This window comes from Streptomyces sp. P6-2-1 (assembly GCF_050613165.1).
Lineage (GTDB): Bacteria > Actinomycetota > Actinomycetes > Streptomycetales > Streptomycetaceae > Streptomyces.
In genome coordinates, this window is sequence record NZ_CP192513.1 from 2,000,054 (window position 1) to 2,022,817 (window position 22,764).

The following is a 22,764-nucleotide window of genomic DNA, read 5'->3' on the forward strand; positions in this document are numbered from 1 at the left end:
CGTGGCTCAGAGTTCCCCGAAGGGGTCGAAGCCGTCGAACTGCTGCTGCGCCTCGTCGCGCTCGGCCTGCCGGTCCCTGCGCCGCTGCACCGCGGGCCGCAGCGGGTCGAGCCGGTGGTCCTCGCCGCGGCGGCCGAGCATCTCGGCGCCGGCGAGCATCGTCGGCTCCCAGTCGAACACGACGGCGTTCTCCTCGGGCCCGATCGCGACGCCGTCACCGGCGCGCGCCCCGGCCTTCATGAGCGCTTCCTCGACGCCGAGCCGGTTGAGCCTGTCCGCGAGGTAGCCGACGGCCTCGTCGTTGTTGAAGTCGGTCTGCCGCACCCAGCGCTCGGGCTTCTCGCCCCGTACGCGGTAGATGCCGTTGTCCTCCAGGGTCACCGTGAACCCGGCGTCGTCGACGGCCTTCGGGCGGATGACGACACGCGTCGCCTCCTCCTTCGGCTTCGACGCGCGGTAGCGCGCGACGAGGTCACCGAGCGCGAAGCTCAGCTCGCGCAGTCCGGTGTGCGCGACGGCCGAGACCTCGAAGACCTGGTAGCCGCGCGCCTCCAGGTCGGGGCGGACCATCTCGGCGAGGTCCTTGCCGTCGGGCACGTCGATCTTGTTGAGGACGACGATGCGGGGCCGCTTGTTGAGGCCCCCGTACTGCTGAAGCTCCTCCTCGATGACGTCGAGGTCGGAGACCGGGTCGCGGTCCGATTCGAGCGTCGCCGTGTCGAGTACGTGCACGAGCACGGAGCAGCGCTCGACGTGCCGCAGGAACTCCAGGCCGAGGCCCTTGCCCTGGCTCGCGCCGGGGATGAGCCCGGGCACGTCGGCGACGGTGTAGACCGTCTCGCCCGCCGTGACGACGCCGAGGTTGGGGACGAGCGTCGTGAAGGGGTAGTCGGCGATCTTCGGGCGCGCGGCCGAGAGCACCGAGATGAGCGAGGACTTGCCCGCGCTCGGGTAGCCGACGAGCGCGACGTCCGCGACGGTCTTCAGCTCCAGGAGGAGGTCCTCGGCGTCGCCGGGCTCGCCGAGCAGCGCGAAGCCGGGCGCCTTGCGGCGGGCCGAGGAGAGCGCCGCGTTGCCGAGGCCGCCGCGGCCGCCCGAGGCGGCGACGAAGCTCGTGCCCTGCCCGACGAGGTCGGCGAGGACATTGCCCGCCCTGTCGAGCACGACGGTGCCGTCGGGGACGGGGAGTACGAGGTCCTGGCCGTCCTTGCCCGAGCGGTTGCCGCCCTCGCCCGGCTTGCCGTTGGTGGCCTTGCGGTGCGGGCTGTGGTGGTAGTCGAGGAGCGTCGTCACGGACTGCTCCACGACGAGGATGACGTCGCCGCCGCGACCGCCGTTGCCGCCGTCCGGGCCGCCGAGCGGCTTGAACTTCTCCCGGTGCACGGAGGCGCAGCCGTGGCCTCCGTTACCCGCGGCGACGTGCAGTTCGACGCGGTCCACGAAGGTGGTCATGGGTGTGCCTCCAGTACTGCGGGTGAAAAGTGCTACGAGTTGTGTCAAGGGTGCGGGATCGCGCGCCAAAGGTGCGTAACGCGCGAAAGGCGGACTCACTTCCCGCCGGTGCTGTCGGTGGGAGGGAGTCCGCCCTCGCGAAAAACCACGCGTGAGGTCACGCGCCGCCGATGCGACTGATCAGGTAGTGACTGATCAGGCGACCGGGACGATGTTCACGACGTTGCGGCCACGGCTCGTGCCGAACTGGACCGCACCCGCGTCGAGCGCGAAGAGGGTGTCGTCCTTGCCGCGGCCGACACCGGCGCCCGGGTGGAAGTGGGTGCCGCGCTGGCGGACGATGATCTCACCGGCGTTGACGACCTGACCGCCGAAGCGCTTCACGCCGAGCCGCTGAGCATTGGAATCGCGGCCGTTCCGGGTGGACGACGCGCCCTTCTTGTGTGCCATGTCTCCTCAGTCCCTTACTTCGCAGCCGTGGGGATCTCAGTGACCTTGACCGCCGTGTACTGCTGGCGGTGGCCCTGACGACGGCGGTAGCCGGTCTTGTTCTTGTAGCGCAGAATGTCGATCTTCTGGCCCTTGTGGTGGTCGACGACCTCGGCCACGACCTTGATACCGGCCAGCACCCACGGGTCGCTGGTGACGGCCTCGCCGTCGACGAGCAGCAGGGTCGAGAGCTCGACCGTGTCGCCCACCTTGGCAGTGGAAATCTTGTCAACCTCAACGATGTCGCCGACAGCAACCTTGTGCTGGCGACCACCGCTGCGCACGATGGCGTACACGCGGATCTCACTCTCTGTGCTCGAAAACGGGACCTCCTGATGCCAGCCGCCCGCCGGAGACAGGGGGGAACCCCGGTCCACCGAAGGAGGGATGAGCGGCCTCCCCGGGGCTCATGACGGCGAGGACGCCGCCCGCCCGGAGGTGGGGTGCTCAGAAGGTGGCGCCAGAGACGCCAAGGGCCAAGACTACGGGGCCCCCGCACAGGGGGTCAAACCGGCCCCTGGCAGGCCCTGACCGACTCCTGGCAGGCTCCTGCCCGCCCGAGGGAAGGCGCGGCGCCCCGGGGAAGGCGCCGTCCGCCCCGTACTCCACGGGCCGCTCCCACTCCACGGTGCCCCACGGAAGAGGCCGCCCCCGCCCCGGCGGGGCGGGGGCGGCCTCTCACAGCCGTCCGCTCAGGACTCGGCCCCCTCCGAGGACTCCGCCGCCTTCCGCGCCGTCGTCTTCTTCGCGGGCGCCTTCTTGGCGGCCGTCTTCTTGGCCGGGGCCTTCTTGGCGGCGGCGGTCGTCTTCTTGGCAGCGGTCGTCTTCTTCGCCGCCGTCTTCCTGACCGCCTTCTTCGCGGGCGCGGCCTCCTCGGCGGGAGCCTCGACGGCAGCCGGGGCCTCGGTGGCCTCGGGGACCTCCGCGGGAGCCTCGGCGGCCTTCTTAGCGGTCGCCTTCTTGGTCGCGGCCTTCTTGGCCGGGGCCTTCTTGGCGGCGGCGGTCGTCTTCTTGGCAGCGGTCGTCTTCTTCGCCGCCGTCTTCCTGACCGCCTTCTTCGCGGGCGCGGCCTCCTCGGCGGGAGCCTCCGCAGGGGTCTGCGGTGCCTCGGCCGCGGGGACCACGAGCACCGCACCCTCGTCCGCCGCCGAGGTCGCCGGTGCGGCCACCTCGCGGACGACCCTGCGCCTGGCCCGCGCCGGGGGCGCCGCCTCGGGGACCACCTCGGCCGGCTCGGGCTCGGCGGCGATCTCGGCGACGGGCTCGGGCGCGGAGACCTCGGCGACGGGCACGACGACCTCGACCGGCTCGGCGGCCTTCGGCGAACCCGCCGGAGCACTCGCCTTGCGCGTCGCCCTGCGCCGCCCGCGGCCCCGGGGGGCCTCCTCGGCGGGGACGGTGTCGGCGACGGCCGAAGCGGGCAGCGTCGCCGCCGTCACGACCTCGACGGCCTCGGGCTCGACGACCGGCTCGACGACCGCGTCGGCCAGCGGCTCCACGGCGGCATCGGCGACCGCGTCGGGGGCCGGCGCGGCGACCTCGGCGGGGGCGGCGACCTCGGCGGGGGCGTCGGCCTCGTCGGACTTCAGCTCCTCGGGGTCGTAGGCCCCGACGGTGTCCGTGTCGGTGACACGCGAGCCGCGCGGCGCCCCGGCGGGCGCGGAGGCCCGTCGCGAGGCACGGCGGCGGCTGCGCTCCCGGCGACCGCCGTACCCGGCGGCCGCCGCCTCGGCCTCGGCGGCGCTGCTGTACAGGTCCTCGTCGGGCGTGAAGACGGGCTCGGGGAGCGCGGCGGGCCCGGTGACGACCTCGGTGGCCGGCTCTTCCTGGGCCTTCGCCTCCTCGGCCCGCTCGGCGCTCACGTACTCGTACGTCAGCTCGTGCTCGACGTGGTCGTGCTCGGCGTGCTCGCCGCCCTTGCCCTTCTTCTTGCGCTTGCCGCCACCGCCGCCGCCCTGGGTCGTGGCCTGGTCGAGGTGGACGATGACGCCGCGCCCGTTGCAGTGGACGCAGGTCTCGGAGAAGGACTCCAGGAGCCCCTGCCCGACGCGCTTGCGGGTCATCTGCACGAGGCCGAGCGAGGTGACCTCGGCGACCTGGTGCTTGGTGCGGTCACGGCCCAGGCACTCCAGGAGGCGCCGCAGGACGAGGTCGCGGTTGGACTCCAGGACCATGTCGATGAAGTCGATGACGACGATCCCGCCGAGGTCGCGCAGCCGCAGCTGGCGCACGATCTCCTCGGCCGCCTCCAGGTTGTTCCTGGTGACGGTCTCTTCGAGGTTGCCGCCCTGCCCCGTGAACTTCCCCGTGTTGACGTCGACGACGATCATCGCCTCGGTCTTGTCGATCACGAGGGAGCCGCCGGAGGGCAGCCACACCTTGCGGTCGAGCGCCTTGGCGAGCTGCTCGTCGATGCGGTACGTGGCGAAGACGTCGACCTCGGACGTCCACCGCGACAGGCGCCCGACGAGGTCGGGGGCGACGTGCGAGACGTAGCCGTGGATGGTCTCCCAGGCCCGGTCGCCGCTCACGACGACCTTCGTGAAGTCCTCGTTGAAGATGTCGCGGACGACCCGGACGGTCATGTCGGGCTCGCCGTAGAGCAGCGTCGGCGCGTTGCCCGTCTTCGCCTTCTTCCTGATGTCCTCCCACTGCGACTGGAGCCGCTCGACGTCGCGCCGCAGCTCGTCCTCGCTCGCGCCCTCGGCGGCCGTGCGCACGATGACGCCCGCGTCCTCGGGGACGATCTTCTTGAGGATGGTCTTCAGGCGCGCGCGCTCGGTGTCGGGGAGCTTGCGGCTGATGCCGGTCATCGAGCCCTCGGGCACGTAGACCAGGTAGCGCCCGGGCAGCGAGACCTGGCTGGTGAGGCGGGCGCCCTTGTGGCCGATCGGGTCCTTGGTGACCTGCACGAGGACGGACTGACCCGACTTGAGCGCGGTCTCGATGCGGCGCGGGCCGTGGTAGCCGAGCGCCTCGAAGTTGACCTCACCGGCGTAGAGGACCGCGTTGCGGCCCTTGCCGATGTCGATGAACGCGGCCTCCATCGAGGGCAGCACGTTCTGCACCTTGCCGAGGTAGACGTTGCCGACGTAGGAGGTCGACTCGGCCTTGTTGACGTAGTGCTCGACGAGGACGTCGTCCTCCAGGACGCCGATCTGGGTGCGCTCGCCCTGCTCGCGGACGACCATGACCCGCTCGACGGCCTCGCGGCGCGCGAGGAACTCGGCCTCGGTGATGATCGGCACCCGGCGGCGGCCCTGCTCGCGGCCCTCGCGGCGGCGCTGCTTCTTCGCCTCCAGTCGCGTGGAGCCCTTGATGGACTGCACCTCGTCGCTGTGGTCGCTCTCCTTGCGCCGTTCCTTCGGCTCGCGGATCTTGACCACGGTGCGCTCGGGGTCGTCGGCGGCGGGCGTCGCCTCGGCCTCGCCCGAGGCGTCGGACGCGCGACGGCGGCGACGACGACGGCGACGGCTGGAGGAGGACCCCGAGCCCTCGTCCTCGTCCCGGGCGGCGGAACCTGCGGGCTCCTCGCGCTCCTCGTCGGCGCTCTTGTCCGCGCTCTTCTCGGCGCTCTTCTCGGCGCTCTTCTCGGCGGGAGCCTGCGCGGCGGCGGGGGCAGCGGCCTCCTCGGACTCGGGCTCCTCGCCCTCCTCCTCGTCCTCGCGGTCCTCGCGCTGGTCCTGCTCGGCGCTCTCGCCGCGCCTGCGGCGACGGCCGCCTCGGCGGCGGCGGCGCGAGGGCCGCTCGCTCTCGTCGCCGTACTGGCGCTCGTTCTCCTCCGCGGAGGCCGCGGATTCCGCGGACTCGGCGGCGTCATCGGCGGGCTCGGGCTCGGGGGCGGCCTCGGCCCGGGGCGCGGGCGCCTCGGCGGTACGGGGCTGCTCGCGCTCCTCGCGGCGGCGCCGCTTGCGCCGCCCGGACTCGCCGCCCTCGTCGGAGCGGGCGGGGGCGGAGGCGGGCGCGGCCGCCGCGGGGGCGCTGTCCTCCTCGTCGCCGGAGGCGGCGGCCTCGGCGGCGGCGCGCTCGGGGGTCTGGAACTGGAAGGTCGGCTCCGTGAAGACCGGGGCGCGGAAGACGGGCACGGCGGGCTTGCGGCCGCCGCGGGTCTCCTCGGCGCGCTGCTCGCCCTTCGCGCCGCTCTTCGCGGACTGGCGCGGCTGGATCTGCGGCTCGGTGAAGGTGGCACGGCTGCGGGCGGGCTTGCGCCGCGCGCGGCGGCGCACGTCGCCGTCGTCCTCGTCGGCATCGGCGGAGGAGGCGGCGGGCGCGTCCTTCGCGGCCGGTGCGGCCTTCTCGGCGCGCGCGGGCTTCTCGGCCTGGGCGGCCTTCTCGGACCGGGCGGGCTTCTCCGCCCGCGCGGCGGCCGGCTGCTCCTCGTCGGCGCTCGCGGCCTGCGGGGCCCCGGCAGGGGCGGAGGCGCGGCGGGTGGCGCGGCGGCGGCGCGGCGCGGCCGGCTCGGCGGCCTCGTCGGCCGGGCTCGCGACGGCCGCCGCGACCTCGGCGGGCTCGGGCGCGCCCGGTGTCTCCTCGGCCTGCGCGGCGCTCTGCGGCGCCCCGGCGGGCGCGGAGGCGCGGCGGGTGGCCCGGCGGCGGCGCGGCGCGGTGGGCTCGGCCTCGGCTTCGCTCGTACGGGTGGTGGTCTCCGTCTCCTGCGCCTTCGCCGGTATGGCCGGAGCGGCCTGCTCGGCGGCCTCGGGGGCGCTCTGCCCGGCGGGCGGGCCCGCGGGGCGCGAGGCGGCGCGGCGCCTGCGGCGCGGCGGCAGCGTGTCGCCGGGCGAGGAGGGGGTGTCGTCGGTGTTCCCGGAAGTGCCGGGTTCCTTCGGCTCAAGCATTGCGGGGGTGTCTCCCGTCGTGCTCCCGGGCGCCGCGCCGTTTACCGGTGGCACGGGCGGCTCGCGCAGGATGCGCGGGGGCCGCCGGACCGGAGGGCGCGGGCGCCGCTCAGGAGCTTGTTCGTGTCTGTCTCGCCGGTTCCGGCCGCGGGTGCGGCGGCCTGGCGAAAGTCTTGTGGTCGGGTGCCCCGCCCGGGCCCGGTGGATTCCGGGTACGAGGGCGGTGCGGTGCGACGACCGGTCAGGAGGTTTCCCGCCCCTCCCTGGGTGCGGCCCGCAGGTGTGGAGGCTCCTCCCAGCCAGGGGCTGGGGCAGTGCCGTGCCAGGTGCTGCGGGCCCGCCGGGGTGGGCGGGACACTCCCTACGCGGTGCCTTCCTCGGCGGGCGTCGTCGCGGTGGCGGAGCCGGCGCTCACGGTGGCTGCCGTGGCTGGCGGTGCCGCCTCGCGGTCGGGCGCGAGCGGGTCGGTGACCGTGCCGGACTCCTCATCGAGCGGCCCCTGCGCCAGCCTGGTCACCGCTGCGGGGACCGGCGGCGCCAGTTCGGCCACGGCTCGGAGGCCGGACAGGACGTCGTCAGGACGCACGGCGGGTGTCAGGTGCCGTACAACCAGGCGCAGTATCGCACAGGGGCGCTCCGTCGGCTCGTCGGCCCGCTGTTCCGCGAGGCCGAGACGGACGACGGCGGCGCGGGCGTCGAAGGTGCGGACGCCGTTCTTCGTCAGGCGCTCCACCTCGACCGTGCTCCGCGCCATGAACTTCTCGGCGGCGAGCGCGGCCGTCTCGGGGGCGACCTGGTCGAGCCGCAGGTCCCACACGCTGGCCTGGAGGCGCTCGGTGAGGTGCGGGGTACGGGCCTCGACCGCGTCGACGATGTCGAGCCCGGTGGGCAGCGACTCGTCGAGCAGTTGGCGCAGGCGTTCCGGGTCGCGGGACGCGGCGAGGCCGATCTCCAGGTACTCGGCCTCGCTGCCGGTGCCGGTGGGTGCGGCATTGGCGTACGACACTCGCGGGTGCGGTGTGAAGCCCGCGGAGTAGGCCATCGGTACCTCGGCGCGACGCAGCGCGCGCTCGAAGGCGCGCTGGAAATCGCGGTGACTGGTGAACCGGAGGCGCCCGCGCTTGGTGTACCGCAGCCGGATGCGCTGCGTGACCGGCGCCGGAGGGGGGCCTTCGGGCTGTCGCTTGCCCAGGGGAGTCAGTCCTTCGGGAGTGTGGTCGTCCTTGTCTCTAGAGTACGTGCAGCGGCGGGCGAGGGTTCCCGCATGGTCGTCCATGCGGGAACGCGGCAGGTTCCAGCCGCACCGTGTTCCCGCCCCTCTGGGGTCCCCCCGGCCGAAGGTGGGGGAGTTCGAGGAGCGGGGCCCGGCCCGGGGCGGAGTCCCGCGAGGCCCGCCCCGGCAAGGGCCGGGCTACTGCCCCGCCACCGACAACGGCAGCAGCTTGCGGCCCGTCGGGCCGATCTGGATCTCGGTCTGCATCGAGGGGCACACGCCGCAGTCGAAGCACGGGGTCCAGCGGCAGTCCTCGACCTCGGTCTCGTCGAGGGCGTCCTGCCAGTCCTCCCACAGCCAGTCCTTGTCGAGCCCCGAGTCCAGGTGGTCCCAGGGCAGGACCTCCTCGTAGGAGCGCTCGCGCGTCGTGTACCAGTCCACGTCGACGCCGAAGGCGGGCAGGGTCTTCTCGGCGCAGGCCATCCAGCGGTCGTACGAGAAGTACTCGCGCCAGCCGTCGAAGCGCCCGCCGTCCTCGTACACGGCACGGATGACCGCGCCCACGCGGCGGTCGCCGCGCGAGAGAAGGCCCTCGACGATGCCGGGCTTGCCGTCGTGGTAGCGGAAGCCGATCGAGCGCCCGTACTTCTTGTCGCCGCGGATCTTGTCGCGGAGCTTCGCGAGGCGCGCGTCGGTGTCCTCGGGCGAGAGCTGCGGGGCCCACTGGAAGGGGGTGTGGGGCTTGGGCACGAAGCCGCCGATGGAGACGGTCGCGCGGATGTCGTTGCGCCCCGATGCCGCGCGGCCCTCGGCGATGACGCGGGTCGCCATGTCGGCGATCTGGAGGACGTCCTCATCGGTCTCGGTGGGGAGCCCGCACATGAAGTAGAGCTTCACCTGCCGCCAGCCGTTGCCGTAGGCGGTGGAGACCGTGCGGATCAGGTCCTCCTCGCTGACCATCTTGTTGATGACCTTGCGCATTCGCTCGCTGCCGCCCTCGGGGGCGAAGGTGAGGCCCGAGCGGCGCCCGTTGCGGGTCAGCTCGTTGGCGAGGTCGACGTTGAAGGCGTCCACGCGGGTCGAGGGGAGCGAGAGGCCGATCTTCTCGTCCTCGTAGCGGTCGGCGAGGCCCTTGGCGACGTCGCCGATCTCGGAGTGGTCGGCGGAGGAGAGCGAGAGGAGGCCGACCTCCTCGAAGCCGGTCGCGCGCAGGCCCTTCTCGACCATGTCCCCGATGCCGGTGATGGAGCGCTCGCGCACGGGGCGGGTGATCATCCCGGCCTGGCAGAAGCGGCAGCCGCGCGTGCAGCCGCGGAAGATCTCGACGGACATGCGCTCGTGGACGGTCTCGGCGAGCGGAACGAGCGGCTGCTTCGGGTAGGGCCACTCGTCGAGGTCCATGACGGTGTGCTTGGAGACACGCCACGGCACGCCGGAGCGGTTGGGGACGGTACGGGCGATGCGGCCGTCGGGGAGGTACTCGACGTCGTAGAAGCGCGGTACGTAGACGCCGCCGGTCTTCGCGAGGCGCAGCAGCACCTCGTCGCGGCCGCCGGGCATGCCCTCGGCCTTCCAGGCCCGTACGACGTCGGTGATCTCCAAGACGGCCTGCTCGCCGTCGCCGATGACGGCGCAGTCGATGAAGTCCGCGACGGGCTCGGGGTTGAAGGCGGCGTGGCCGCCGGCGACGACGAGCGGGTGCGCCTCGGTGCGGTCCGCGGCCTCCAGCGGGATGCCCGCGAGGTCGAGCGCGGCGAGCATGTTGGTGTAGCCCAGCTCGGTCGAGAAGCTGAGGCCGAAGAGGTCGAAGGCGCCGACGGGGCGGTGGCTGTCGACGGTGAACTGCGGGACCTCGTGCTCCCGCATGAGCTTCTCCAGGTCGGGCCACACGCTGTACGTGCGCTCGGCGAGGACGCCTTCGCGCTCGTTGAGGACCTCGTAGAGAATCATGACGCCCTGGTTGGGCAGCCCCACCTCGTACGCGTCGGGGTACATGAGCGCCCAGCGCACATCGCACTCCTCCCACGGCTTCACCGTGGAGTTCAGCTCACCGCCGACGTACTGGATGGGCTTCTGCACGTGCGGAAGCAGGGCTTCGAGCTGGGGGAAGACCGAGGGTGCGGACTCGACGGGCATCTCGCTGACCTTGTGACGTCGGGAGCTGGGCACGATCCGGTGAGGGATCACGAACTCTCAGCGTAACCGCCCCGGCCGCACCACCGCGCCCGAGCGGCGGCTCACTCTTACGGGTGGACACCCCCGGGAACCGCCCCACCACCCCACCCGTTGGGCCCGTCGGGGGCCCACCCGACCCTTAGGGGAAAACCCTGAGACCCCCCTCACCCCGCGCCCCTTCGCCTCGCGCCCCCTCACCCCGCGACCTCTTCACCCCTCACCCCTCACCCCTCACCCCTCAGCCTCGCCACCTCCCCCTCGTACGCGCGCGCCCGCCCCTCCTCCCTCCCGTACAGCAGCCCCCACGTGAACCCCGGCTCGCCCGCCGCCTCGGCGCGCGCGGCGAAGCGCAGGAGTTCGGCGCGGGCGACGACGCCGTCGTGGTGGTCGCCGAGGAGCGAGGCCAGGGCCTTGGCCTCGCGCGTGAGGCGGCGCGCGGGCTTGCCGAGCACCGGCTTGGCCGACTCCGCCGCGTACCGCCAGCGCTTCGTCTTCTTGCGCGCCTCGTGCAGCGCCTCGTCGCGCGCGGTGCCGTGAGGGAGCGCGAGCGCCCGCGCGAGGAGCTTGTCGGCCCTGCGGTGTTCCTTCCCGACCGCCTTGCGGAAGTGGTGCGGCGCCGGCTTCGCCGCGGCGGGCGTCAGGGGCGGTGCGGCGAGCAGCGCTGCCCACTCGTCGATGAGGGCGCGCGTGCGGGGGCTGTCCAGCGCGGCGAGCGCCGCGGCGCGGCTCGCTTCGCCCGCGCGGACCGCCCACGTGGTGAGCCGCGCCTCGGCAGGGCCGAGCAGCAGCGGTGCCTCGACGTCGGCGAGGAGCCCGCGCAGGCGTTCCTCCAGGACCTCGCGGTCGCGGTCGGCGCCGAGTTCGCCCGCGAGCCACCTGAGTTCGGCCCGCAGCGCGTCCACGCGGGCCCGGTCGAGGAGCGCGCGGTGGCTGCGCAGCGCGCCGCGCGTACGGCGCAGGGCGACGCGCGCCTTGTGCACGGCGTCGGGACGGTCGCGGCGCACCGCGGCCTCGCGGTCGAGGAAGGCGAGGTACTGGGCGCTGAGGTAGCGCAGGAGGTGGCCCCCTGCCGTGTCCCTGTCCGCGCCGGGGGCGAGCGGGGGCGGCGGGGTGCCGGTCTCGGTGAGGGCGCGGACGAGCTTGGAAGGGCCGGTGGCCCGGCGGATGCCCGCGGCGCGCAGCCGCCGTTCCACGCCGTCGAGCACCGCGGGCGTCCCCGCCCCCGTGAGTTCCGCCTCCGCCTCCCGCCACGCCGCCCGCGTCCTCGCCGTACTCCCCTCCGTACTCCTCTGCGTGCTTCCCGCCGTACTCCTACTCCTCTGCGTGCTTCCCGCCGCGCTCCCCTGCGCGTCGAGCCGCTCCGCGTGTACCGCGTCGTCCGCGATCTCCACGAGCGCGCGGCCATCGGCGTCGCGCAGCAAGCGCGTCGTACGCCGGGTGCGCAGCCGTACGACGGGGACGAGCGCCGCGCCCCTGGTCCGCGCGGCCAGCACCCGTACGAACTCCTCCGGCACCGCGCCCGCGCCGTCCCCGCCGGGCGTTCCCGCCCCGGCGGCCCCGGCGGAATCCAGCGGCAGCCGCAGTTCCTCGCGCGTGTCCCCGCGCACGGGGAGCTTGAGGTGCCAGCCCGCGTCCTCGCCGCCCGTGCGGCGGCGCAGGGTCGCGCGGCTGCTCGCGAGGCGCAGGTCGGCGGTGTCGTAGTAGACGGCATCAAGATTCTGAACGCCGTTCACTGTTCTCCCGCCGTCCACTCCCGGCACGCCGTCGAGGTCGGGGAGCGGTGTATCGGGATCGAGGGCGTCGAGGGCGTACTTGCGTTCCGTCTCGTGCGTCGCGGTCGCCATACAAGGAACGTAACCGGAAAACGCGGGCCCGAACGGGCCCGCGTCACCGGAAACCGGCCACCGTACGGATCAGGCCACGAGCGGGCCGTCCTGGCGGCTCAGGCCGACAGCGGCTTCTGCACCTTGATCGACTGGAGCAGCCCGACCGCGATCCACACGGCGAACATCGACGTGCCCCCGTAACTGACGAACGGCAGCGGCAGCCCGGCGACCGGCATGATGCCGAGGGTCATGCCGATGTTCTCGAAGGCCTGGAAGGCGAACCAGGCGATGATGCCGCCCGCGACGATCGTCCCGTACAGCTCGGTCGTGTCGCGCGCGATGCGGCAGGCGCGCCACAGGACGATGCCGAGCAGCACGATGATGAGCCCGGCCCCCGCGAAGCCGAGTTCCTCGCCCGCGACGGTGAAGACGAAGTCGGTCTGCTGCTCGGGCACGAACTGCCCGGTCGTCTGGGTGCCGTGGAAGAGCCCGGTCCCCGTGAGGCCGCCCGAGCCGATCGCGATGCGCGCCTGGTTGGTGTTGTAGCCGACGCCCGCCGGGTCGAGGTTCGGGTTGGCGAAGGCGGCGAAGCGGTTGATCTGGTACTCGTCCAGGATGCCGAGCTGCCAGATCGCCACGGCGCCCGCCGTGCCCGCCCCGATGAGGCCGAGCACCCAGCGGTTGGAGGCGCCCGAGGAGAGCAGCACACCGAGCACGATCATCACCATGACCATGACCGAGCCGAGGTCGGGCATGAGCAGCACGATGATGACCGGAAGCACGGCCAGACCGAGCGACTGGAGCACCGTCTTGTGATCGGGGTGGTCCCGGTCGCCCGCGTCGACGCGCGCGGCGAGGAGCATCGCCATGCCCAGGATGATCGTGATCTTGACGAACTCGGCGGGCTGGAGCGAGAAGCCCGCGATCATGAGCCAGGCGTGCGCCCCGTTGACGGTCACGCCGAGCGGCGTGAGCACGAGGAGCACGAGGAAGACGGAGAGCCCGTAGAGGATCGGCACGGCGGTGCGCAGCGTGCGGTGCCCGAGCCACACCGTGCCGATCATGAGGCCGAGCCCGATACCGATGTTGATCACGTGCTTGACGAGGAACGCGTACGGGTCGTCGCCGACGAGTTCGGTGCGCCCGCGCGTCGCCGAGTAGACGAGCGCGCAGCTGAGCACCGAGAGGGCGAGCGCGCTCAGGAGCATCGGCCAGTCGAGCCGCCGGGCGAGGGAGCCCTTGGCCAGCAGCCGGGTCCAGGAGGAGCGCTCGGGGCCGTAACCCGCGACGGTGAGCGAAGGTCCCGCGGCCATCAGTCGCGCCTCCCTGTGGTCGTCGTGACGGGGGTGCCCGCGTTCGCGACGCCGCCGCCGTCCTGCGTCCCGCCGCCGTCCTGCGGGAGGAGCGGCGCCGTGGAGGGCGGGGCCTCCAGCGTGTAGGGCGCGAACTTCTTCTTGAGCGTGGGCGAGTCGATCGACCCGTCCTTCTCGATCTTCGGCAGCGCCTTCTCCGGCTGGGAGAGCAGCGCCTTCTTCTTGTTGATCCGCCCGGAGCTGTCCACGCCGTAGAGCGCGTCGTAGATCTTGCGCACGGCGGGCCCCGAGGCCCCTGAGCCCGTGCCGCCCTGGGAGATCGTCATGACGATCGCGTAGTCCTTGGTGTACGTCGCGAACCACGAGGTCGTCTGCTTGCCGTAGACCTCGGCGGTGCCGGTCTTGGCGTGCATGGGGATGTCCTTCTGCGGCCAGCCCTGGAAGCGCCAGGCGGCGGTGCCCTGCGTGGCGACGCCCGCGAGGGCTCCGTCGATCTCCTTGTGGAGCTTGGCGTCGATCGGGAGCTTGGCGTTGACCTTCGGCTTGATCTCCTCGACGTGCTTGCCGTCCGCGCTCACGACGGCCTTGCCGATGCTCGGCTCGTGGAGCGTGCCGCCGTTGGAGATCGCGGCGTAGATGCTCGCCATCTGGATCGGTGTGACGAGGGTGTCGCCCTGGCCGATCGAGTAGTTGACGCTGTCACCGGCGCGCATCTGGTTGCCCTCGCGGCAGTTCTCGTACGCGATGCGCTCGGCGTAGTCGCCGCTCTTCTTGCCGGACTTGCACCAGGCGGCCTTGTTGGCCTTCCAGTAGTCCTGCTTCCACTTGCGGTCGGGAACGCGGCCGCTGACCTCGTTGGGCAGGTCGATGCCGGTCTCCTTGCCGAGGCCGAACTGGTGGGCGGTCTTGTAGAACCAGTCGTTGGGGTTCTTCTTCGGCTTGGTGCCGCCGTCCTTCTTCCACTCGTTGTGCGCGATGCCGTAGAAGACGGTGTCGCAGGAGACCTCCAGGGCACGGCCGAGGCTGATGGGCCCGTAGTTCTCGGACTCGAAGTTCTGGAAGACCTGGTTGCCGATGGAGTACGAGCTGGAGCAGTCGTAGTGCCCGTTGAAGGGGTACCCGGCGCGCACCGAGGCGGTCGTGGAGACGACCTTGAAGATCGAGCCCGGCGCCGCCTGTCCCTGGATGGCCCGGTTGAGCAGCGGGTAGTTCGACTTCTTGCTGGTGAGCTTGGTGTAGTCCTTGGCGCTGATGCCGCCGACCCAGGCGTTGGGGTCGTAGTCGGGCAGTGAGGCCATCGCGACGACGCGGCCCGTCTTCGCCTCCAGGACGGCGACGGCGCCCGAGTCGGCCTTGTAGTTGCGGTGCGTGTTCTTGTCGTACTCCTTGCGCGCCGCCTTCATCGCCTCGTTCAGCTCGTACTCGGCGATGGCCTGCACCCGCGCGTCTATGCTCGTGACGACGTTCGCGCCGGGCTCCGCGCGGTCGGACTCGGCCTTGCCGATGACCCGGCCGAGGTTGTCCACCTCGTAGCGGGTCACGCCCGCCTTGCCGCGCAGCTGCTTGTCGTACTGCCGCTCCAGGCCGTTGCGGCCGACCATGTCGGAGCGCAGGTAGGGCGAGTCGGTCTTCTCGGCCGACTTGATCTCCTCGTCCGTGACGGGCGAGAGGTACCCGAGCACCTGCGAGGTCTGCGCCCCGCCCGGCGCGGTGTAGCGGCGGACGGCGGTGGGCTCCGCCGTGATGCCGGGGAAGTCCTCGGAGCGCTCCCTGATCTGGAGGGCCTGCTTGGGGCTCGCCTCGTCGGTGATCGGGATGGGCTGGTACGGGGAACCGTTCCAGCAGGGCTGCGGGGTCTTCGCGTCGCACAGCCGCACCTTGTCCATGACCTCCTTCGGCTTCATGCCGAGGACGCCCGCGAGCTTGGTGAGGATGGTCTTCCCGTCGTCCCGCGTCTTCATCAGCTCGGTACGGGATGCCGAGACGACGAGGCGGGTCTCGTTGTCGGCGAGCGGGACACCGCGCGCGTCGAGGATCGCGCCGCGCACGGCGGGGTCGACGACCTGCTGCACGTGGTTCCCCGTGGCCTCCGCCTTGTACTCGTCGCCGTTGCGGATCTGGAGGTACCACAGCCGCCCGCCGAGCGTGAGCAGCAGCGACATCACCAGGATCTGGAGAATGACGAGCCGGATGCGCACCCGCGGGGTACGCCCGGTCTCTGGAATGTTCGACATGCGACGCCTCCCCCTCAGGGGCGGAATGTACGGAGGACGGGCGGGAGGGCGGAGGCGGCGGCAGGGGTCGCCGCGGCGGTACGGGCGGTCACGGACGTAGGGGCGTTCGCGGACGTACGGGCGTTCGCGGACGTACGGGCGTTCGCGGACGTACGGGCCTGACGAGGCGTACCGGACTGCTGGTGCGTACTGGTCTGACGAGGCGTGCGGGGCTGCTGGTGCGTACGGGCCTGACGAGGCGTGCGGGCCGGGGCGGCCGCTCCGCGCGGGGTGCTCACAGCCGCTTCACCCCCTTGATGCGGCCGCTGTTGCGGGTCGCGCGGGCCATCCGGGCCTTGCCCATCCGCCCGCGCAGGCCGCCGCGACCGCCGCCACCGATGCTCAGCCCCGTGCCCGAGGCGAGCCAGCCCGCCGCGACGTCCGCGCCGCGCGCCTTGCCGCCCCCGCCCGCGCTCTCGCCGAGCGGGTCGTTCTCGGAGCGGCGGGCGAGCCACATGACGAAGGGCACGACGAAGGGAGCGAGGACGAGGTCGTAGATCGTCGCTGTCGTCAGGAGCCCCGCGAGGCCCACGTGGCGGGCCGCGGTGTCCCCGACGAGGGCGCCGACGCCCGCGTAGAGGAGCGTCGAGCCGACGGCCGCGCCGATGACGACGGTGAGCGGCACGAAGACGGACCGCATCCGGCCGTGCTCGGGCCGGAAGAGCCCGGCGACGTAGCCGACGAGGCACAGCACGAGCGCGTACCTGCCCGCCGCGTGGTCGGCGGGTGGCGCGAGGTCGGCGAGCAGGCCGGCGCCGAAGCCGATGAAGGCGCCCGCGAGGTGCCCGTAGACGAGGGCGAGGCCGAGCACGGTGAGGAGCAGCAGGTCGGGCACGGCGCCAGGGAGCTGGAGCCGGGCCAGCACGCTGACCTGGATCATGAGGGCGACGACCACCAGGGCGGTGGAGAGCAGAATCCGGTTGAGGCGCATGTGACCGCTACTCCTGGTCGCCGTCGCCGGCCCCCGCGGCGCCCGTGGGCGCGCCGGAGGGAGCGCCCGACGGGGTGGTGCCGGGGGGTGTGGCCGTGACGGTGACGGTGGGGGTGGGCTGGGGCTTGGGCTTCGCGGGCAGGACCGCGTCGCGCGGGTCCTTGCGCGGGGCCTGGACGACGATGCCGACGAGGTCGAGCTTCGTGAAGCCGACGAAGGGCTCGACGTACACGGTGCGGGTGAGGTCGCCGCCGGAGGGGTCGACGCGGACGACGCGGCCGACGGGGACACCGGGCACGAAGGGCTTGTCGGCCTGCGAGCCGAAGGTGACGAGCCGGTCGCCCTTCTTCACCTTGGCCTTGCCGTTGAGCATCTGCACCGCGAGCGGCCGGTCCCCGCGCCCGGAGGCGAAGCCGAGTTCGTCGCTGCTCTCCAGGCGCGTACCGACGGTGAAGTCGGGGTCGTTGGCGAGCAGCACGGTCGCGCTCGACGGGCCGACCGTGGTGACGCGCCCGACGAGGCCCTCGCCGTTGAGCACGGTCATGTCGCGCTTGATGCCGTCGCGCGTGCCCGCGTCGATGGTCACGGTCCAGGAGAAGCCCTGGGCCGCTCCTATACCGATGACCTCGGCCGCCTTGATGCCGTACTGCCCGGCGCCCGCCCGCTGGAGCATGGTGTCGAGCTGACGGACTCTGCTCCGGTTGCGCGAGTCGCTGCCGAGGCGCTGCTTCAGCTCGGCGTTCTCGCGTTCCAGGGCACTGATGCGGTTGTGGCGCGTGCCCGAGTCGCGGACCGCGCCGATCGCGTTGCCGACCGGGTCGACGGCGCCGGAGACGCCTTTCTCGACCGGTCCGAAGACGGCGGAGGCGGCCTGCCGGGCGCCGTCCACCGGAGAGTCCTCGCCACCGCGGATGTCGATCGTGATCAGTGCGAACGCGATGACGATCAGCAGCACCAGGAGCAGCCGGCTCTCTCGTGTGTCCCTCACGTGCGGCGGCCGTGCCTTCCTCGTCGGAATTCCGTGTCTCGACGGCTCCCGCACGCGGGTCCGCCGTACGGCGGACCGCACCCGGAGGCCCGCCGATCGTGCCGGTCGTACTGGCCGGGGCGCTGGTCCCGGCGTGTCGTGCTCGGCCGGGGCGCTGGTCCCCGGCGGGGGTCCTGCGCCGGAAGCGGTACGGGCCGTTCCGGCGGAGCCCCGCGCCGGGCCGCTACGGGCCTTCGGCGGGGCGGGCCCGCGGGACACGGCGTCCCGCGGGGGTGGCTGGCTAGCGGCGCGGCTGCGCGTCCAGCACCTGCTGGAGCGCCTCGAACTCCTCGACGCACTTGCCGGAGCCGAGCGCCACGGAGTCGAGCGGGTCCTCGGCGATGTGGATCGGCATCCCGGTCTCGCGGCGCAGCCGCTCGTCGAGGCCGCGCAGCAGGGCGCCGCCCCCGGTGAGAACGATGCCGCGGTCCATGACGTCACCCGACAGCTCGGGCGGGCACTTGTCGAGCGTCGTCTTGACCGCGTCGACGATCGCGTTGACCGGCTCCTCGATGGCCTTGCGCACCTCGCCCGCCGAGATCACGACGGTCTTCGGGAGCCCGGAGACGAGGTCGCGGCCGCGGATCTCGGTGTGCTCGTCGTTCTCCAGGTCGTACGCCGAACCGATGGTGATCTTGATCTGCTCGGCGGTGCGCTCGCCGAGGAGGAGGCTGTACTCCTTCTTGATGTGCTGAATGATCGCGTTGTCCAGCTCGTCGCCGGCGACGCGGATGGACTGCGCGGTGACGATCCCGCCGAGCGAGATGACGGCGACCTCGGTGGTGCCGCCGCCGATGTCGACGACCATGTTCCCCGTCGCCTCGTGCACCGGGAGCCCGGCTCCGATCGCCGCGGCCATCGGCTCCTCGATGATGTGCACCTGCCGCGCCCCGGCCTGGGTCGCCGCCTCGATCACCGCGCGGCGCTCGACCCCGGTGATACCGGAGGGCACGCAGACGACGATGCGGGGGCGGGCGAGGTAGCGGCGCTTGTGGATCTTGACGATGAAGTAGCGGAGCATCCGCTCGGTGATCTCGAAGTCGGCGATCACACCGTCCTTGAGCGGCCGGACCGCGACGATGTTCCCCGGGGTGCGGCCGATCATCTTCTTCGCTTCCGCACCGACGGCGAGGATTCCGCCCGTATTGGTGTTGATCGCGACGACGGACGGCTCGTTGAGAACGATCCCTCGGCCCCTCACGTACACCAGCGTGTTGGCGGTCCCGAGGTCGACAGCCATATCACGGCCGATGAACGACATTGAGTTCCCCATGAGGATCGTCTGGCCTTCCCAAGTGGAGCGTTGACGGCTTTTCAGGAACGGCGCGGTGGGTGCTTTTGCTCGCGGTGGATGCTGTGCTGAGGAGCGGCTTCCATCGTAGTCGCGCCCGACAGGGCTCGGCGCGAGGGTACGCGCTCCGAACGGGATTCTGCGCCGATGGGCACACGCCTCGCCTGTGGAGACGTGCCATATGGGGCACGGGTTCCCCCAATCGTGGGCGCATATGCCAGAAGGCGACCGGAATTTCCGATCGCCTTCACGACGCGGTCGCGGGAATGCCCCGACAACGGGCGCGGCATATTTTGGACTTTCGATACCCGGAAGCGGAAGCCGGACGCCGAAGGGGGTACCGAAGCGGATGCGCGGCCGGGTCAGAAGCGGCCGGGGAAGAAGATCTTCAGCTCGCGTTCGGCGGAGTCCTCGGAGTCGGAGGCGTGGATGAGGTTCTCGCGCACGATGGTGCCGAAGTCCCCGCGGATCGAGCCGGGCGCGGCGGCGATCGGGTCGGTCGGCCCGGCGAGCGTACGGACGCCCTCGATGACCCGCTCGCCCTCGACGACGAGCGCGACGACGGGCCCGGAGAGCATGAACGTGACGAGCGGCTCGTAGAAGGGCTTGCCCACGTGCTCCGCGTAGTGGGTCTCCAGCGTTTCGCGGTCCAGCTCACGCAGTTCGAGCGCGGTGATGCTCCAGCCCGCCTTGCGCTCGATCCGGCCGATGACCTCCCCCACCAGCCCGCGACGAACGGCGTCGGGCTTGAGCAGAACGAGCGTGCGCTGGGACATGCGGGGATTCTCCTTGCGGGTAGGACGGTGGTCCCCGAAGGGTATACGGGCACGACCGAAAGCCGACACGCAGGCCCAGCCGATAAAAATTCGGCTCACCCGGCCGGAGTGGCCGCCTTACGGTCCAGTTCCGCGAACCGCGCCTTCGCCTCGTCGATCTTCCGTCCGTAATGAACGGAAGCCCACCACAGCCCCCCGAAGGCCGCGCCCAGAATGAACATGACGGGCACCACGAGCCCGGACACGAAGAGGGCCACCTGAAGCACCCACCCGAGCGCGATCCCCGCGGGACGTGTGACGACCCCGCACAGCAGCACGCACAGGAGCATCGCGACCCCGCACACCCCCCACACCGTGCCCTGCCCGAGGTCGTCCATCTTCATCGCGACGAGCCCGGCGAAGCCGATGATGAAGAACTCGCCGATGAGCGTCGAAGCGCACAGGGTCCGCACGACTCAGCCCTTCCTTCCCAGAAGCAGCCGGGCCTCGCCGACCGTGATGACGGAACCGGTCACGAGCACGCCGCCCCCGGCGAACTCGCCCTCCTCCTCGGCGAGCGTCACCGCCGCCTCCAGGGCCTCGGGCAGCCGCGGCTCGACCTGGACGCGGTCCTCGCCGAAGACCTCGACGGCGAGCGCGGCGAGCGCGTCCGCGTCCATCGCGCGGTGGCTCGTGTTCTGCGTGATCACGACCTCGGCCATGAGCGGCTCGAACGCTTCGAGGAGCCCGCGCGCGTCCTTGCCCTCGCTCACCCCGATGACACCGATGAGTCGCGAGAAGTCGAAGGCCTCGCCGATCGCCTCGGCGGTGACCCGCGCGCCCGCGGGGTTGTGCGCGGCGTCGACGACGACGGTCGGCGACTTCCGTACGGTCTCCAGGCGGCCCGGCGAGGAGACGGTCGCGAAGGCGGCGCGCACGACCTCGGCCGAGAGCGGCTCGGGCCGCTGCGAGCCGACACCGAAGAAGGCCTCGACGGCGGCGAGCGCGACGGCCGCGTTGTGCGCCTGGTGGGCGCCGTGCAGCGGGAGGAAGATCTCCTCGTACGCGCCGCCGAGCCCGCGCAGTGTCAGGAGCTGGCCGCCGACGGCGACCTGGCGCGAGGCGACCCCGAACTCCATGCCCTCGCGGGCGACCGTCGCGTTCTGCTCGACGGCCTTCTTGAGGACGACCTGCGCCGCGTCCACGGGCTGCTGGGCGAGCACGACGGTCGCGTCCTGCTTGATGATCCCCGACTTCTCCACGGCGATCTCGCCGGGCGTGTTGCCGAGGCGGTCGGTGTGGTCGAGGGAGATGGGGGTGATGACGGCGACGTCCGCGTCGATGACGTTCGTCGCGTCCCAGCTGCCGCCCATGCCGACCTCGACGACGGCGACGTCCGCGGGCGCGTCGGCGAAGGCCGCGTAGGCCATGCCGGTCAGCACCTCGAAGAAGGAGAGCCGGTACTCCTGGCGCGCGTCGACCATCTCGATGTACGGCTTGAGGTCGCGGTACGTCTCGATGAAGCGCTCGGCGCTGATCGGGGCGCCGTCGAGCGAGATGCGCTCCGTGATCGACTGCACGTGCGGCGAGGTGTACCGCCCGGTGCGCAGGTCGAAGGCGGTGAGCAGGGCTTCGATCATGCGGGCCGTCGACGTCTTGCCGTTGGTCCCGGTGATGTGGATGGACGGGTACGAGCGCTGCGGTTCGCCGAGCACGTCCATGAGCGCGGCGATCCGGCTCACCGAGGGTTCGAGCTTGGTCTCGCCCCAGCGCGTGGACAGCTCCGTCTCCACCTCGCGCAGCGCCCTGTCCACCTCCGGGTCCGCGGGCCGCGCGGGCACATCGGCCTGCGGCGGCCCTGCCTGGGCGCGCAGGGTACGGCTGCCGGCCTCGATCACCGCGAGGTCCGGGTCCCTGTCGGTCTCGGCGTCGATGATCCGGTCGAAGTGCTCGTCGTCGCCGTCGGTACGGTCGTCGTGCGGGGGCTGCTCACTCACGCCGCCAGTCTACGGAGCACCACCGGCGACCCGGGCGGCAGCCTCGCCAGGAGACCGCGGGGACCCCGCACGCCCGTATTGCCGGATAATCAGGCACACTTGGCGATCATGGACATAGGCATTGATCTCGGCACCGCGAACACCCTTCTGTACGTGCGGGGCAAGGGCATCGTGCTGAACGAACCCTCGGTCGTCGCGGTGCGCCAGGGCCGCAAGGGCACGACCGTCGCCGTGGGCACCGAGGCGAAGGAGACGCTGGGCCGCTCCCCCGGCACGATCACCGCGGTACGGCCCCTGGAGTCGGGCGTCATCAGCGACTTCGACGCGACCGAGGAGATGATCAGGCACTTCATCCGCAAGGCGGCGCCGCGCCGTTCGACACGGATCAGGCTCGTCGTGTGCGTCCCGAGCGGCGTCACGCCCGTCGAGCGCAGGGCGCTCGTGCGGGCCGCGCACTCGGCGGGGGCGCGGAGCGTGTACGTGATCGAGGAGCCGATGGCGGCGGCGATCGGCGCGGGCCTGCCGGTCGGCGACCCGCGCGGCTCGATGGTCGTCGACATCGGCGGCGGTACGACGGAGGTCGCCGTCCTCTCGCTCGGCGGCCTCGTCACGGCGCGTTCGCTGCGGATCGGCGGGCACGTCCTGGACACCGCGGTGACCGACTACGTCCGCAAGAAGCACGGCCTGCTCATCGGCGAGCGCACCGCCGAGGACGTCAAGATCGCGATCGGCTCCGCCTGGCCCGTGCCGGAGGATCCCGGGCTGGAGGAGCGGACGTACGAGGTGCGGGGCCGCGAGAAGATCGCGGGGCTGCCGCGCCGGGTCGAGCTGACGGCCCCCGAGATCCGCCGGGCGCTCGACGAGCCGGTGGCGGCGATGATCCGGGCGCTGCGCGAGACGCTGGAGGAGTGCCCGCCGGAACTGGCGGGCGATCTCATGGAGCACGGGATCGTGCTGACGGGCGGTGGCGCGCTGCTTCCCGGCCTCGATCTGCGGATGTCCTCGGCGACCGGCATCCCGGTCTTCGTCGCCGAGGAGCCCCTGGAGTGCGTGGCGCGGGGCTGCGGGGAGTGCGTGGACCACTTCGACACCTTGCGGGACGTGCTCCAGGAGGGGTGAGCCGGGGACCGTGCGCCCCTGCGGTCCGCCACACGGGGTACGGCTCCGCTCGCCTTCGGCGCGGTCAC

At 72.3% G+C, this 22,764-nt stretch carries 16 protein-coding genes; 1 reads left to right on the forward strand and 15 read right to left on the reverse strand.

Translation table 11 applies throughout. The features are described from left to right. Positions 1-6: 6 nt before the first annotated feature. The 15 genes from obgE to folC form a co-directional block, all read right to left on the reverse strand. Entirely contained in the window at positions 7-1,452 is a 1,446-nt protein-coding gene (obgE, locus tag ACQYWQ_RS08770) for a GTPase ObgE (protein WP_431033537.1), read from the reverse strand. Between the two features lie 195 nt (positions 1,453-1,647). Beyond that, entirely contained in the window at positions 1,648-1,902 is a 255-nt protein-coding gene (gene rpmA / locus ACQYWQ_RS08775; RefSeq protein ID WP_007827117.1) for a 50S ribosomal protein L27, read from the reverse strand. 14 nt (positions 1,903-1,916) lie between these two features. Further along, positions 1,917-2,237 (reverse strand): 50S ribosomal protein L21, encoded by a 321-nt coding sequence (gene rplU / locus ACQYWQ_RS08780; RefSeq protein WP_401572665.1) that lies wholly within the window; start codon positions 2,235-2,237, stop codon positions 1,917-1,919. Between the two features lie 396 nt (positions 2,238-2,633). Beyond that, positions 2,634-6,776 (reverse strand): Rne/Rng family ribonuclease, encoded by a 4,143-nt coding sequence (locus ACQYWQ_RS08785; RefSeq protein ID WP_431033540.1) that lies wholly within the window; start codon positions 6,774-6,776, stop codon positions 2,634-2,636. A 361-nt stretch (positions 6,777-7,137) separates the two neighbouring features. Further along, positions 7,138-8,052 carry a TIGR03936 family radical SAM-associated protein gene (locus tag ACQYWQ_RS08790; RefSeq protein ID WP_431033542.1) on the reverse strand — a complete coding sequence of 305 codons (915 nt, stop codon included), beginning with the start codon at positions 8,050-8,052 and terminating at the stop codon, positions 7,138-7,140. Positions 8,053-8,187: 135 nt separating this feature from the next. Then, positions 8,188-10,125 carry a TIGR03960 family B12-binding radical SAM protein gene (locus tag ACQYWQ_RS08795; protein ID WP_431039116.1) on the reverse strand — a complete coding sequence of 646 codons (1,938 nt, stop codon included), beginning with the start codon at positions 10,123-10,125 and terminating at the stop codon, positions 8,188-8,190. A gap of 263 nt (positions 10,126-10,388) precedes the next feature. Further along, positions 10,389-12,008, reverse strand: a complete 1,620-nt coding sequence (locus tag ACQYWQ_RS08800) for a CHAD domain-containing protein (protein WP_431033544.1) — start codon at positions 12,006-12,008, stop codon at positions 10,389-10,391. A gap of 98 nt (positions 12,009-12,106) precedes the next feature. Next, a complete protein-coding gene (gene rodA / locus ACQYWQ_RS08805; protein ID WP_431033546.1) occupies positions 12,107-13,303 on the reverse strand; it encodes a rod shape-determining protein RodA in 1,197 nt (398 codons plus the stop codon). Next, positions 13,303-15,537 (reverse strand): penicillin-binding protein 2, encoded by a 2,235-nt coding sequence (gene mrdA / locus ACQYWQ_RS08810; RefSeq protein WP_431033548.1) that lies wholly within the window; start codon positions 15,535-15,537, stop codon positions 13,303-13,305. Before mrdA ends, rodA begins: the two co-directional genes overlap by 1 nt. A gap of 274 nt (positions 15,538-15,811) precedes the next feature. Further along, positions 15,812-16,507 carry a rod shape-determining protein MreD gene (gene mreD / locus ACQYWQ_RS08815; RefSeq protein ID WP_431033550.1) on the reverse strand — a complete coding sequence of 232 codons (696 nt, stop codon included), beginning with the start codon at positions 16,505-16,507 and terminating at the stop codon, positions 15,812-15,814. Between the two features lie 7 nt (positions 16,508-16,514). Beyond that, on the reverse strand, positions 16,515-17,495 hold the full coding sequence (gene mreC, locus ACQYWQ_RS08820) for a rod shape-determining protein MreC (protein ID WP_431033552.1): 981 nt from the start codon (positions 17,493-17,495) through the stop codon (positions 16,515-16,517). 280 nt (positions 17,496-17,775) lie between these two features. After that, the gene (locus tag ACQYWQ_RS08825; RefSeq protein ID WP_029397024.1) at positions 17,776-18,795 is read right to left on the reverse strand and encodes a rod shape-determining protein; all 1,020 of its coding nucleotides are present in this window, start codon (positions 18,793-18,795) and stop codon (positions 17,776-17,778) included. A gap of 392 nt (positions 18,796-19,187) precedes the next feature. Further along, a complete protein-coding gene (ndk, locus tag ACQYWQ_RS08830; protein ID WP_431033554.1) occupies positions 19,188-19,601 on the reverse strand; it encodes a nucleoside-diphosphate kinase in 414 nt (137 codons plus the stop codon). Between the two features lie 95 nt (positions 19,602-19,696). Beyond that, positions 19,697-20,053 (reverse strand): DUF4233 domain-containing protein, encoded by a 357-nt coding sequence (locus tag ACQYWQ_RS08835; RefSeq protein WP_431033556.1) that lies wholly within the window; start codon positions 20,051-20,053, stop codon positions 19,697-19,699. 3 nt (positions 20,054-20,056) lie between these two features. After that, positions 20,057-21,577: a bifunctional tetrahydrofolate synthase/dihydrofolate synthase gene (gene folC / locus ACQYWQ_RS08840; protein ID WP_431033558.1), complete on the reverse strand. Its 1,521-nt coding sequence runs from the start codon at positions 21,575-21,577 to the stop codon at positions 20,057-20,059. Positions 21,578-21,676: 99 nt separating this feature from the next. On the opposite strand from folC, the gene ACQYWQ_RS08845 reads away from it, so the two are divergent. Then, on the forward strand, positions 21,677-22,696 hold the full coding sequence (locus ACQYWQ_RS08845) for a rod shape-determining protein (RefSeq protein WP_431033560.1): 1,020 nt from the start codon (positions 21,677-21,679) through the stop codon (positions 22,694-22,696). Positions 22,697-22,764 lie beyond the last annotated feature (68 nt).